Here is a 13,383-nt window from a genome sequence, read left to right on the forward strand (position 1 = left end):
TTAGACCCTAGGAGACAAAAACTGTTACCACTGGTATCGTAAAGAGGTGAAATAAGAAAACTTGTTTTACTGGTCTTGAAAAAGGGAACCATTATAATAATAGACAAAATATCTTTTTGTAGATTTTTTTCAAAATCATCAATGTATATTGCAGTTGTTATGATTAGATTATATGGTTCAAATTTTTTTACAATTCCTATTTTTTTAAACTCTTTTGATTTGTCATTTGGTTTTGAATAATACCATTGAAAAAATCCTTCACCTTTAGTTTTTGCTATTTTTATTGCTTCTTGTACTGGATAGTTGCCTTTTATATCTTGTCTATTAAAAACACTTGTACCTTCGAACTTATGATTTGTAGGATGTAGAATATTTATACCTTGCATAGTATGAATAGAAAAATATCCTTTACCTTCTTGAAATCGGATAGTCTCAATTGCATTTTTGATTAGTTTAATGATTTGTTTTTTTGTAAGAGTATCTTTGTTTTTATTGTAAATATTTGTTGCCATTTTATGTATGTTATTGATTCTAAGTTTTAAATCTTTTTTCAGATTTTTTTGAGATCTTTGTTTTTCAGACTTGACATAATTATGAACATCATTTGTTATATGGTAAATTCTGTCTTTTTCATTTTCAATATATTGTGTTTGGCTGAATATCTCTTCATTTTTAAATTCTTTTTCTTGCTCTTGATACATTAAAGCTGTTGTTAATAAACAAGTAAAAAGAATTACAAATAAAGGTGCTAACTTAATTATTCTAATTAGATTTTTTGTTTTTGTCCTCATGATAATCATCTTCTTTTCTTCAAGTCTTCACTATTATAGCTATATATGTCTCTTCAAAATGCTTAAAATTACAAGAAATAATTAGGCAATTATTTCTTGTAATATAAGCTTTAGATTAGAGTGTAATTATGGTATATTAATACAAAAAGAGTTTTGATGAACAAATACAGTTTTTTAGATGACTATAGTGAAGGGTGTCACCCAGACATTTTAAATAAAATCATAGAGACAAATCTTATTCAGCAAACCGCGTATGGCTTTGATGAATATTCTAATGAAGCAAAACAATTAATAAAAAATAAAATGAATAATCAAGATTCAGAAGTCTTTTTTGTGACTGGCGGAACTCAAGCAAACTTAATCATTGCATCTTCGATTTTACGTTCACATGAAGCTATAATTTCAGTTGACATTGGACATATTTTGGCAAGAGAAGCAGGGGCTCTAGAAGCAACTGGACATAAAATAATATCAATGTCTTCTAAAAATGGAAAACTTGATACTCAAATAATTCAGACAGCATTAGAGAATCATTCCTTTGCTCCACATATGGTAAAACCAAGATTAGTTTATATCTCAAATGCTACAGAGTTAGGCGCAATTTATACTAAAAAAGAACTAGAAGAAATATCAAGGTTTTGTAAAGAAAACAGTCTATACCTATTTTTAGATGGCGCAAGATTAGGAGCAGTACTTTGCTCTAAGTATAATGATTTAAGCTTGGAAGATATCTCAAAACTTACAGACGTTTTTACACTTGGTGCAACAAAAAATGGTGCTTTATTTGGTGAAGCAATAGTTATAAATAATACTAAACTTGTCCAAGATTTTAATATAAACATAAAACAAAGAGGTGCACTTCTTGCAAAAGGAAGGATTCTTGGAGTTCAATTTTTAGAGCTATTTAAAGAAAACCTATATTTTGATTTAGCAAAAAGAGCAAATGATTTGGCAATTAAACTCTCTCAAGGATTTACATCTAAAGGTTATAAACTACTTGATAAGAATCAAACCAATCAAGTTTTTTTAATCTTACCAAATAGTTTAATAAAGCATTTGGAAAAAAAGTTTTCTTTTTCTATATGGGGAAAATATAATGAGAGGGACTCTATTGTTAGACTTGTTACATCTTGGGCAACAGATGAAGCTAAAATAGATGAACTTATAAAAAGTATTGATCTTATATAGTAGAGTGATTATACTCCTATTTTGAGCTGCTATATGATATAATTTGTCAAAATTTATTTCCTAAAGGATACTTATGAATATTGTATTAAAATTTTTTCTACTTATGTCTTTTTTAGTTTTTTCTAGCTTGTTAAATGCTAATAACCCTCAAATCAAAGGTCTTGAAAAAGCTTTAGAAAAACCATTGATAGAACGTTATATATTAGATGAACTAAAAGACTTACGAATACAAAATTTGAAACTAAAAAACGAACTTGAAAAGAGAATTTCAAGAGCAGAAGTTGAACAAACAGATAGAGCAGCCAGATATGTAACTGATACTATTGGTAACATATTTTATCTTATTGCAGCTGCAACATCTCTTCTTATTTTTGCGGGATGGAATTCGCTTAGAGATATAAAAGGTAAAACTGAAGAGATAGTTGAGAGTAGACTTGATGAAATTACTCAAAAATATAATGATCAGATGCAAGCTCTTCAAGATACTCTAACTCAGCAATCTAAAAAAATACTGGATAATCAAAATAAAATATATAACACCCAGTATATTCACTCCTTATGGATGCGTGCTAACTTAGAAACTAATCCTCAGTCGAGAATTGATCTTTATGATGAAATCATAAAAATAAACACTAATGACGCAGAAGTTTACGCTTATAAAGCAGATGCAGTACTTGATATGGATGAGCATGAATGGGCACTAAACCTTAGTAATAAAGCCATAGAAATTGACCCTGAATATGGTTACGCTTACTGGCAACGCTCTTGTGCAAATGCAGTTCTTGATAATAAACATGAGGCTATAGAAGACTTAAAAACGGCGATAGAAAAATCTCCGCAGTTAAGAGATGAAATAGATGGTGAAGTCTTGTTTGAAAATATAAGAGAGAATGAAGAATTTAAAAACATTCAAAGTTAATAAGGAGAAATTCTGTTTACAGAAAAAAATATTCCAAGACTTATTGTTTTAACCCCAATAGTCACTGTTTTGATAGTGGCTTTTTTTACTATTTACTTTTTTGTAAAACAACAAAATGATTATTTTGAAGAAGAAAGTCTACGTGTTGAAGCCCAATATATTCAAAAACAAAAAAATATTCTTAAAAAAGAGATTGATTATATTGTAAATTATATAGATCATCATGTTCAAAACAATCATACAATTAGTGAAGATGAACTAAAAAAAAGTATTATTAAATATATAGAGACTATAAGATATGAAAAACATGGTTATATATGGATTCATGATACAAATTACTTTTTAATAGCACACCCTTTTAGACAAAGTAAAATAGGTACTTTAGATGTAGACTTAAAAGATGCCATGGGCACTTTAATAACAAAAAAGTTTATTGATGAAACCTTGGAAAATCCTAATGGTGTTTATATTGAATACTATTGGCAAAAACCAAAAGAGGTGCATTTCTCAAGTAAGTTAGGTTTTTTTGAATTATATGAAAAGTACAATTGGGTAATAGGTGCCGGACTCTACATTGATGATATTGAAAAATCAATATTTGAAAATAAGAAACTTTTAGAAAAACGAATAGATAAATATATTAGACAAGTATTATTAGTTTCTAGTTTAATGATTATTATCATAGGTCTTATGTCTTTGCTTATCTCTAAAAAAATTAATGCAGTTTTTTCAAACTATAAAAATAATGTTGAGAAAAAAGAGTTAGAACTTCAAGATATAAATAAAAACCTAGAAAAAAGAGTACAAAAAGCTATAAATGAAGCTAAGAAAAAAGATAGAGCAATGTTACATCAATCCAGACTTGCTAGAATGGGTGCAATGTTATCTATGATAGCACATCAGTGGAGACAACCACTAAGTGAAGTCTCTGGTATATTAATGGAGCTAGAAACTGCAAATAAGTTTAATAAACTTGATGATAAATTACTAAACGATAGTGTTGATGAGTCTAATAAAATAATTCAGTTTATGTCTCATACAATTGATGACTTTAGAAACTTTTTTAAACCAGATAAAAAGAAGGTTAGATTTTATGTGGATGACTCTTGTAATGAAGCTATCTCTTTAGCCGGTGCTTCCATAAAAAGTTACAATATAGAGTTATATAAAAAAGTAAAATGTAATGCTGAAATAAATGGATATAAAAGAGAGTTTGCTCAGGTGATGTTAAATCTTATTTCAAATGCAAAAGATATTTTAAATCAAAGAGAAATCCAAAATCCAAAAATAGATATGCTTGTTGACGTAGATGGCAAGAATGTTATTGTAACAGTTCAAGATAATGCAGGTGGCGTAAAAGAAGAGCACCTAGATTTGATTTTTGAACCATACTTTACGACAAAAGAGAGTTCTAAGGGAACGGGACTTGGTCTTTATATGTCTAAGATGATTATAGAAAAAAATATGAATGGTGAACTAACAGTTGAAAATACTAAAGATGGTGCACTATTTAAAGTTATTGTGGAGATGTAATGCAAGATAATTTATTTGATCAGTTTCAAAACTATACCGTGCTTTGTGTTGAAGATGAAGAAGGAATTAGAAAAAGATTAGTAAACACTTTAAAGTACTATTTTAAGGATGTCTTTGAAGCTAATAATGGTGATGATGGGTATGACTTATATCTAGAGAATAAACCAGATATTATACTAAGTGATATAGAGATGCCAAGTAAAAATGGTATACAAATGGTTCAAAAAATAAGAGAGAAAGATTTAAATACAAGTATCATAATGGTAACAGCATATTCAAATGAAGAGTATCTTTTAGATTTGATAAATTTAAAGATAAATCACTATATTTTAAAACCTGTAAACTCTCATAATCTCTTAACTGGAATAGTAAAGGGTTTAGGTGATAGATTGACTCAAAGCCTTGTTTTTTCACAAGATTACTATTTTGATATACAAAAGTATGAACTTTTTTATAAGGAACAAAATATTGTACTACGTAAAAGAGAAAAAGACTTTTTGATACTTTTATATAAAAATATAAACCAAGTAGTAACTTATAAACAAATAGAAGATTATATTTGGAGGGATAAGTCTATGAGTATGAATGCTTTAAAAACATTTATAAAAGAATTGAGACAAAAACTACCGGTAGAATTGATACAAAATATCCTACAAACTGGCTATAAGTTAGAAAATTTCAGCTAAATATAAAAAACTCACCAGTAACACACTTGGATTTGATACTCTTTGAAATACTAATTTTAGGGAGTACAAATGTTAAAACAAACTTTATTAATTGCAGGACTTACTGCATCACTACTAGCTGGTAATATCAAAATGGATTTAAATGCAAAGTATGGAGCAAATAACTTCCATACAAAAGGTGCTGTGAAGTTTGCTTCATTGGTTAAAGATTATTCAAAAGGAAGTGTGGATATTGTTGTCCATGCAGGTTCTTCACTTATAAAAGGAAATCCACTTAAAGCTGTAAAAGACGGAACAGTTGCTATGACTGATATGTTTATTCCTTTTACATCTGGTGGAGGAAAAGTATTTGGAATTTCTGCTTTACCTTTTATAGCTCAGTCATACGATGATGCATATAAACTCTACCAAATCTCAAAACCAGCTTATGAAAAAACTGCTAAAAGATGGAATCAAAAATTACTTTATAGTGTAACTTGGCCTCCATCTGGTTTTTACTCAAACAAAGCTATGACTTCTATTTCTGACTTTAAAGGTGCAAAAACAAGAACATACGATAAAAACTCTGCTACTTTTGTAAATGAGGCTGGTGGTAATGCTGTTGCTCTTCCATGGGGAGAAGTATATTCTTCTTTAAGAACTGGAATGGTTAACTCTGTTATTACTTCATCAGCATCTGGAAAAGATGGTAAGTTTTGGGAAGTGTTAAATAACTTTACAAAAATCAACTATGCATACCCACTACAAGCTGTAACTATTAATCTTGACTACTGGAATAGTTTATCAAAGACTCAACAAGATGCTATGTTAAAAGCTGCTACAGAGATAGAAAAATATCAGTGGAAAGCTTCAAAAGCAGAAAATAAACTTGCTCTAGAAATGCTAGTAAAAAATGGAATGAAAGTAAATGAAGCATCTCCAGCCCTAAAAGCAGAACTTGATAAGATTGCTAATGCTGTGTTAAAAGATTATCTTGATGGTGCAAACTCTCAAATCAAAAATATTTTCAAAGAATATAGAAAGTAATCTTAATGAATACTTTATCAAATTTTATAGATAAACTCTCCAAGGGGGGAGCTTATTTATCAGGACTTTTATTAGTTGGACTAGTAGGTATGATTCTAACAGAGATTTTTCTAAGATTTTTCTTCGATAAGTCTACAATGATTGCAGATGAGTATAGTGGATATCTGTATTTAGCTTCAATCTTTTTGGGCCTAGCTTATACATTTGTTCAAGGTGGACATATACGTATAAATATTGTTACATCAAAGCTAAGTAAAGGTAGTAATACTTTTATAGATATTATTGCTTCTTTTGTTACTTTAGCTGTACTGTTTTTTATTTTATACAGAACGATACTTTTTACATATGACTCATATGAGTTTGAGATGCTATCCGAAGCTGTATCTGAAACACCCCTTTACCTAACACAGATAGTAATGCCTATTGGAATTATTTTATTTATCTTGGCAGTTATATCTTTTATTATAAAGAAGGTTCAAAAATGATATCTGATCCCTTAGTATTATCTGTAGTAATTATGGTGATAATGTTTTCATTATTACTCTCTTCGATTTGGATTGGAGTCTCTTTAATCATAACTGGTATTGCCGGAATGCTTCTTTTTGAGCATAATCTTCCTGCTGCTATTAGTATATATGACAAGATTGGTGATTTACTTGCATCTTCACTATATGATGCACTAAATTCATGGTCGCTTGCTGCTCTTCCTATGTTTATCTTAATGGGTGAGATTTTATATAAGTCTTCTATATCAACAAGACTATTAAATGGTTTAAAACCATGGTTAAGTCATATTCCCGGTGGATTACTTCATGTGAATGTTGCAGCTTGTTCTTTGTTTGCAGCAGTCTCAGGTTCAAGTACTGCTACAACGGCTACAGTAGGTAAGATAACACTAAATGAGCTTGAAAAAAGAGGTTACTCAAAATCAATTGCTATGGGTTCTCTTGCAGGTGCAGGTACTTTGGGATTTTTGATACCACCTTCGCTTATTATGATTATTTATGGAGTATTGGCTGATACTTCTATTGGTAAGCTATTTGTAGCTGGAATACTGCCTGGGTTATTGCTTGCTACTATGTACTCTATTTATATTATGATAGTTGCAAAAATAGATCCAAGTGTTGAACCAGAGATAAAAGAGACATTTACATGGGCGCAAAAGTTTGACTCTTTAAAAGATTTAGTTCCAGTATTTTCTTTAATCACACTTATCTTAGGTTCTATTTATGGTGGACTTGCTACTCCTACTGAAGCGGCAGCTTTAGGTGTTTTAGGTTCTATCCTTTTAGCAATATATTTTAAAAGTTTTTCTTGGGAAATCTTTAAAAATGCAACTTTAAATGCAGTTGTAACATCAACCATGATTAGTTTTATTATTGCTGGTGCAGTGTTTTTATCTCAGGTGATTGGATTTTTAGGAATTGCAAGAGCTATGAGTGAGTTTATTACAGGTCTTGGTCTTTCTCCATTGATGTTGATTTTACTAATTGGTATTATGTACATAATTTTAGGAATGATTCTTGAGGCAATTTCAATTGTTGTTATGACTCTACCAATTGTTTTACCAATCGTAGTATTAGCAGGATTTGATCCTTTATGGTTTGGTGTCTTTTTAGTTTTTATGGTTGAGATGGCTCAAATAACACCTCCTGTAGGATTTTCTCTTTTTGTAATACAAAGCATATCAAACGAAAAAATAGAAGCTATAGTTAAAGCAACATTTCCATTTTTTATCATGATGATTATGACAGTAATGGCAATTACATTCTTCCCTGAAATTGTTCATTATCTACCTGATCAAATGGTTAAATAGTTAATATGATAAAATAGAAAAGTTATAAAAATTAAGGTTATGAGATGATAAAATTAAATTGCGATATGGGTGAGAGTTTTGGAATTTGGCAAATGGGTACGGATGAGCAAATTATGTCTCATATCTCTTTAGCAAATTTAGCATGTGGTTTTCATGCTTCTGATGCTGTTACTATGAATCGTTCTGTTGAGCTTGCAAAAAAACATGATGTTACTATTGGCGCGCATCCAGCTTATCAAGACTTAGTTGGATTTGGAAGACGTAGCATGACTTGTTCTTCAAAAGAGATATCATCTATCGTTCTTTATCAGCTCGGAGCATTGGACTCATTTTGTAAACTTCACAATACTAAAGTCTCTTATCTTAAACCTCACGGTGCTTTATATAATGACATGATGAAAGATGAAGGTATTTATAAAGCAATACTAAGTGCCATTGCATCTTTTGATAAAAATATAAAACTTATGATTCTCTCAGTACCAAACTATAAAGAGTATGAAGAACTTGCTGCATCTTATAATATTGAACTGCTTTATGAAGTGTTTGCAGATAGAAACTATAACGATGATGGAAGTTTAGTCGCAAGAACACAAGTAGATGCAGTTGTAGAGGATGAAAAAGAAGTTATTCAAAGAGTAAAAATGCTTCAAAATGATGGATATATTAAAAGTATAAATGGAAAAAAACTACTTCTAAAGGCAGATACTATTTGTGTACATGGTGATGGTGAAAATGCACTCTCATTTATCAAGGGACTCAAAAAAGTACTTAACTAATGCAAATAAAATTAGCCTCTGTTGACTCAGTCATAATATACTTTAGCAATACTATTTCAAAGCAAAACTCATTAAAAGTGAAGTCTGCTTATAAATTATTAAAATCATTAGATGATAAAGATTTGATAGAAATAGTTCCATCTTATACATCAATCTTAATCACTTACGATATCTTTACATATAATTTTGAGCAGATAAAAATCTTCTTGAATGAACTATTAAAAGATTTAAAAGTTGAAGATGAAAGCTCTCAAGAACTTATAAATATTGATGTTTACTATGGAGAAGAAGTTGGGCTTGATTTACAAAGAGTTGCGAGTAGGGCTGATATATCTACCCAAGAAGTTATAAAAATACATAGTTCAAAAATCTATGATGTATTTGCTATAGGATTTCTTCCAGGTTTTGCTTATATGGCAGCAGTTGAAGAAAAAATAATCACACCTAGACTTGAGACACCAAGAAGAAAGATACCTAAAGGCTCAGTAGCAATCGCTGATAATCAAACCGCTGTTTATCCTCAAAACTCACCAGGTGGTTGGAATATACTAGGTAAAACAACTTTTGAGCTTTTTGATAAAAGTTTAGAAGCTTTATCCCCTATAACAATAGAGTCTAGAATAAAGTTTAATCCTATCTCAAAAGATGAGTTTTTAAAGCAAGGGGGAATTCTTGAGTTTTAAAGTTATAAAAGCAGGAATATTTACAACACTTCAAGATAGAGGAAGATTTGGCTTTACTCATTTAGGTGTTACAAACTCTGGTGTTATGGATGAATACTCAGCCTTGGCTGCTCAAAAGCTTTTAGATAATGCACAAGATACAAATATTTTAGAGATTACATTTGCCCCTGTAGAGTTAAAAGCAGATGCAAACACAAGCTTTTGTGTTACTGGAGCTTTGTGTGAAGTATTTATAAATGAGCAGTTAAAGAACTCTTGGCAAGTACATAAAATACAAAAAGGTGATGTCGTAAAAGTTCAAATAATTTTAGAAGGACAACGAGTATACTTAGCTGTAAAAAATGGCTTTGATATAGCAAAAGAGTTTGGAAGTAACTCTACAACTATTAAAGAGTCTTTAGGTGGAATTTCTGGTATTCAAATCAAAAATGCAGACATACTCCCTTATAAGCAAAACAGTGAAGATATCATCAACCGATGGCATGAAAACCATATTCCAAAGTATGAAAAAGAACTAGTGCTTAGAGTAATTCTCTCATATCAAGAGGAAAGTTTCTCAAAAGAAGAAAAAGAAAAGTTTTTTAATTCAACTTATACAATCACACAAGACTTTAATAGAATGGCTTGTAAGTTAAGTGGAGAAAAAATCTTATCATCACTAGATGGAATTATCTCAGAAGCTATTACTTTTGGAAGTATACAAATACCAAAAGATGGACAGCCGATTATCTTACTAAAAGAGAGACAAACTATTGGAGGATATCCTAAGATAGGAACTGTTTTAAGTATTGATTGTTTTAAATTAGCACAGATGCGAATTGATACTAAGGTTAGATTTGAGCCAATTGATATAAACACTGCACAAGATAAGTTAAGAGATTTTTATTCTACATTCGCTTAATATAACTCCAATAAAATAAAGAGATAATCTTTGATATAATTTCTCCTATATAAGGTAGGCTATGAGATTTAACTTTTTTTTAAAACTTCTTTTTTTATTTACTCTTTTTACTACTCATATTTATGCACAAGAGAGTAAAAAAATCTTAGTTATAAACTCTTATAATTATGGTTTTGTGTGGAGTGATAAGATAATAGACTCCATGAAAGAAAGCTTTTCTAAACACTCTCATATAGATATGGATGTATTGTTTATGGATTTTAAACGCATCCACACTCCAAGCTTTTTAAAACATCAGTCAGACGCCTACGAGATGATGCTCAAAGATAGAAAATATGACCTTATAGTAGCAATAGATAATTTCGCTTATTATTTTATACTTCAAAATTATGCAAAACTATTTAAAGATGAACCAATATTTTTTATTGGTATGGAAAGATTTAATCAAGCTGAACTTACCCCTTACAAACTAGAACGAAAAGTCTCTGGAGTTCTTGAGAGAAGATCTATTTACGAGAACATCTTAAATATACAAGAGATAATTCCAAAGCTAAAACATCTATATATTATTAATGATGGTAGTCTCAATGGAAATGATACAGACTTACAGATAAAAAAAGTTCTTAAAAAGATAAACAAAAATATAAAGATTACTTACATAAGAGAGTCCACACTTGAAAAACTCAAGAAAAAGTTTTCTACATATAAAAAAGATGAGGCTATATTTTTTATCAGATTTTATAATGGACAAAAAAGTCTACTGAGTAAAAATAGAGTCGCATATAAAAATTCTCAAATAGCTAACTTTATAGATGGAAGTGCCATACCTATTTTTGTAACTGACTCTTTATTTATAGGAGAGGGTGCAACGGGAGGAAAACTTGTAGATATCTCAAAACTGGGAAACTACTCTGCACAAGCTATAATAGGGCAACTTGAAAACAACTCTTCTATACCTTATCTTCAAACATACTCTGAGTATAGTAATGTCTTTGATTATGAAAAAGTAAAAAACTTCAGACTTAAAATAAGTCCAAATATAAAAGAAATTCACATATTAAATCAACCAATATCTTTTTTTGAAAAATACCGTAAGTATATTGATATAGCATCTCTACTTCTACCTATATTTTTACTTTTAAGCATGATACTTATCTACAATATTTATAGACGCTATAAAAATGCAAAACTTCTTCAAGAGAGAATAGAGTTTAATAAGGTACTTTTAAACTCTATAAAAAGTGCCATTGTATGGCAGGATAAAAATGGCAATATAATAGACTTTAACTCCAAATTTATAGACCTAGTAAATATAAAACACAATGGAGATAAAGAAGAGTTTATAAAAGAGCATATACAAACTTTGGGTGAAAAGAAATATAAAAGAGATAAGATAGTTTTAAAAGACTCTAAAAAAAGAAGATATATATACTCTTTAGAACAAGCTAACTATATAGACAGCATTTACAGTAATAGCGGTACAGTAACCATCTGTGCAAATATAACAAAAGAGGTTGAGTCTCAAAAAGAGAAGGTTAAAAATCAAGAGTTTATAATCCAACAATCAAAACTAGCTGAAATAGGCGAGATATTTAGCTCTATTGCACATCAATGGAAATCTCCATTAGTAGAAATTGCAACTATCGCTCAAGAACATCAGTACGAATCAACAGGTGAGCTTGATACTCAAGATAACAAGTATGTAAGTGAAATAATGTTTCAAGTAAACTATATGACTCAAACCCTAAATGACTTTCAAAACTTTATAATGCCATCTGCAACAAAAAGTGTGTTTGATATCAATGAGACTGTAGTAAATATGATGGAAATAGTTAGACATAATATGAAGTATAATTACATAAAAGTAGATATAAACATGGACTCTACTTCAAAGTTATTAGTTTATGGTTATAAAAATGAACTTATGCAGAGTCTGTTAAATATAGTAAGTAATGCTAAAGACGCAATTTTGCTCAGTGTTAAAAATGAAAAGACACAACAAGGGCTTATTAATATAAATATATTTTCTCTGGATAACTACGCCCAAATAGATATAATAAATAATGGTGGACGGATAGAGAAAAAGGTTTTGCAAAAGGTTTTTGATGCTTATTATTCTACTAAAAAAGATGGACATGGTATAGGACTATATATGACTAAACTCATAATAGAAGATAAAATGTCTGGAAGAATAAGTGTTGAGAATACTGATATAGGTGCAAAATTTACTATAAAACTGGAGTTGTATAATGAAAATATTACTGCTTGAAGATAATGAAAGACTATGTAACTTTATACAAACTGCTCTTATAAAAGAGTCTTATGATGTTGATGTGTTTACAGATGGAGAAGAAGCTCTTCACTCTATAAACAATGGATATGGCTGTTTTGTCTTAGATATAAATGTTCCTTCTGTTGATGGCATAACTATACTAAAAACTATCCGTATGTATCATGGTGAAAAACCTGTGATTATCATAAGCTCAAACCATGAACTAGAAAAAATCCAATCTTCATATGAAAAAGGTTGTAGTGATTATCTAAAAAAACCATTTCATATATATGAACTTATACAAAAAATAAAAAAACTCTCAAGCTTTGACACCAAAAAACTCTACTTTAGTGATGATTATGTGTATGACTTAAAAACACATCATCTTACTTGCAAATCAGGAGAGATAAAACTTGCAAAAAAAGAGATACTCTTTTTAGAACTTTTGGCAAAAGATATCTACCGTATAGTTACCTTTGAAGAGATTGAAGAGTATGTTTGGAGAGGAGAGGATACAACTTTCTCAAACATATACGCTCTTGCTAAAAGACTTAGAAGAAAAATTCCTAAAGATGCCATAGATATAGTAAAAGGAGTAGGGTATTCTATTAACATAACAACCTGCGATATAAAAAACTTATCATAACTATAAGTAATTTTATTGAATGATTTATACTTAACTTTACAAATAACCCTTCCATAAAGTATCACACCTAATACAATTTATTAATTTAAAGTACATTTTTACATAAAAGTCTAATTTAGTGCAGATTGCTTGTTTAGAATTGATTA

At 29.7% G+C, this 13,383-nt stretch carries 13 protein-coding genes; 12 read left to right on the forward strand and 1 reads right to left on the reverse strand.

The features are described 5' to 3' along the window. A partial coding sequence (locus tag QZZ48_RS04060; protein ID WP_294962234.1) for a cache domain-containing protein occupies positions 1-791 on the reverse strand: 791 nt, incomplete at its 3' end. Between the two features lie 156 nt (positions 792-947). On the opposite strand from QZZ48_RS04060, the gene QZZ48_RS04065 reads away from it, so the two are divergent. From QZZ48_RS04065 to QZZ48_RS04120, 12 genes are all read left to right on the forward strand, one after another. Next, entirely contained in the window at positions 948-1,979 is a 1,032-nt protein-coding gene (locus QZZ48_RS04065; protein WP_294962235.1) for an aminotransferase class I/II-fold pyridoxal phosphate-dependent enzyme, read from the forward strand. Between the two features lie 73 nt (positions 1,980-2,052). Then, a complete protein-coding gene (locus tag QZZ48_RS04070; protein WP_294962237.1) occupies positions 2,053-2,898 on the forward strand; it encodes a tetratricopeptide repeat protein in 846 nt (281 codons plus the stop codon). A 75-nt stretch (positions 2,899-2,973) separates the two neighbouring features. Next, a complete protein-coding gene (locus tag QZZ48_RS04075; protein ID WP_294962295.1) occupies positions 2,974-4,431 on the forward strand; it encodes a cache domain-containing protein in 1,458 nt (485 codons plus the stop codon). Continuing rightward, positions 4,431-5,117: a response regulator transcription factor gene (locus QZZ48_RS04080; protein WP_294962239.1), complete on the forward strand. Its 687-nt coding sequence runs from the start codon at positions 4,431-4,433 to the stop codon at positions 5,115-5,117. The genes QZZ48_RS04075 and QZZ48_RS04080 overlap by 1 nt, the downstream gene beginning before the upstream one ends. 69 nt (positions 5,118-5,186) lie before the next feature. Further along, positions 5,187-6,143, forward strand: coding sequence for a TRAP transporter substrate-binding protein (locus tag QZZ48_RS04085; protein ID WP_294962240.1), 957 nt, complete (start codon positions 5,187-5,189; stop codon positions 6,141-6,143). 5 nt (positions 6,144-6,148) lie between these two features. After that, positions 6,149-6,628 (forward strand): TRAP transporter small permease, encoded by a 480-nt coding sequence (locus tag QZZ48_RS04090; RefSeq protein ID WP_294962243.1) that lies wholly within the window; start codon positions 6,149-6,151, stop codon positions 6,626-6,628. Further along, positions 6,625-7,959 carry a TRAP transporter large permease subunit gene (locus QZZ48_RS04095; protein WP_294962244.1) on the forward strand — a complete coding sequence of 445 codons (1,335 nt, stop codon included), beginning with the start codon at positions 6,625-6,627 and terminating at the stop codon, positions 7,957-7,959. Before QZZ48_RS04090 ends, QZZ48_RS04095 begins: the two co-directional genes overlap by 4 nt. A gap of 44 nt (positions 7,960-8,003) precedes the next feature. Further along, positions 8,004-8,735: a 5-oxoprolinase subunit PxpA gene (locus tag QZZ48_RS04100; protein ID WP_294962246.1), complete on the forward strand. Its 732-nt coding sequence runs from the start codon at positions 8,004-8,006 to the stop codon at positions 8,733-8,735. Beyond that, the gene (gene pxpB, locus QZZ48_RS04105) at positions 8,735-9,418 is read left to right on the forward strand and encodes a 5-oxoprolinase subunit PxpB (RefSeq protein WP_294962249.1); all 684 of its coding nucleotides are present in this window, start codon (positions 8,735-8,737) and stop codon (positions 9,416-9,418) included. The genes QZZ48_RS04100 and pxpB overlap by 1 nt, the downstream gene beginning before the upstream one ends. Further along, on the forward strand, positions 9,408-10,319 hold the full coding sequence (locus QZZ48_RS04110) for a biotin-dependent carboxyltransferase family protein (protein ID WP_294962251.1): 912 nt from the start codon (positions 9,408-9,410) through the stop codon (positions 10,317-10,319). Before pxpB ends, QZZ48_RS04110 begins: the two co-directional genes overlap by 11 nt. 61 nt (positions 10,320-10,380) lie before the next feature. Beyond that, positions 10,381-12,588: an ATP-binding protein gene (locus QZZ48_RS04115; RefSeq protein ID WP_294962253.1), complete on the forward strand. Its 2,208-nt coding sequence runs from the start codon at positions 10,381-10,383 to the stop codon at positions 12,586-12,588. After that, entirely contained in the window at positions 12,569-13,237 is a 669-nt protein-coding gene (locus QZZ48_RS04120; protein ID WP_294962255.1) for a response regulator transcription factor, read from the forward strand. The genes QZZ48_RS04115 and QZZ48_RS04120 overlap by 20 nt, the downstream gene beginning before the upstream one ends. Positions 13,238-13,383: the final 146 nt, after the last annotated feature.

This window comes from Sulfurimonas sp. (assembly GCF_016744025.1).
Classification (GTDB): Bacteria; Campylobacterota; Campylobacteria; order Campylobacterales; family Sulfurimonadaceae; genus Sulfurimonas.

What these genes read in the sequence shown, in the direction of transcription:
- QZZ48_RS04090 (WP_294962243.1), top strand. Translation starts at nt 6,149, where the DNA reads ATGAATACTTTATCAAATTTTATAGATAAACTCTCCAAGGGGGGAGCT.
- QZZ48_RS04120 (WP_294962255.1), top strand. Translation starts at nt 12,569, where the DNA reads ATGAAAATATTACTGCTTGAAGATAATGAAAGACTATGTAACTTTATA.
- QZZ48_RS04100 (WP_294962246.1), top strand. Translation starts at nt 8,004, where the DNA reads ATGATAAAATTAAATTGCGATATGGGTGAGAGTTTTGGAATTTGGCAA.
- QZZ48_RS04085 (WP_294962240.1), top strand. Translation starts at nt 5,187, where the DNA reads ATGTTAAAACAAACTTTATTAATTGCAGGACTTACTGCATCACTACTA.
- QZZ48_RS04065 (WP_294962235.1), top strand. Translation starts at nt 948, where the DNA reads ATGAACAAATACAGTTTTTTAGATGACTATAGTGAAGGGTGTCACCCA.
- QZZ48_RS04095 (WP_294962244.1), top strand. Translation starts at nt 6,625, where the DNA reads ATGATATCTGATCCCTTAGTATTATCTGTAGTAATTATGGTGATAATG.
- QZZ48_RS04115 (WP_294962253.1), top strand. Translation starts at nt 10,381, where the DNA reads ATGAGATTTAACTTTTTTTTAAAACTTCTTTTTTTATTTACTCTTTTT.
- QZZ48_RS04080 (WP_294962239.1), top strand. Translation starts at nt 4,431, where the DNA reads ATGCAAGATAATTTATTTGATCAGTTTCAAAACTATACCGTGCTTTGT.
- pxpB (WP_294962249.1), top strand. Translation starts at nt 8,735, where the DNA reads ATGCAAATAAAATTAGCCTCTGTTGACTCAGTCATAATATACTTTAGC.
- QZZ48_RS04070 (WP_294962237.1), top strand. Translation starts at nt 2,053, where the DNA reads ATGAATATTGTATTAAAATTTTTTCTACTTATGTCTTTTTTAGTTTTT.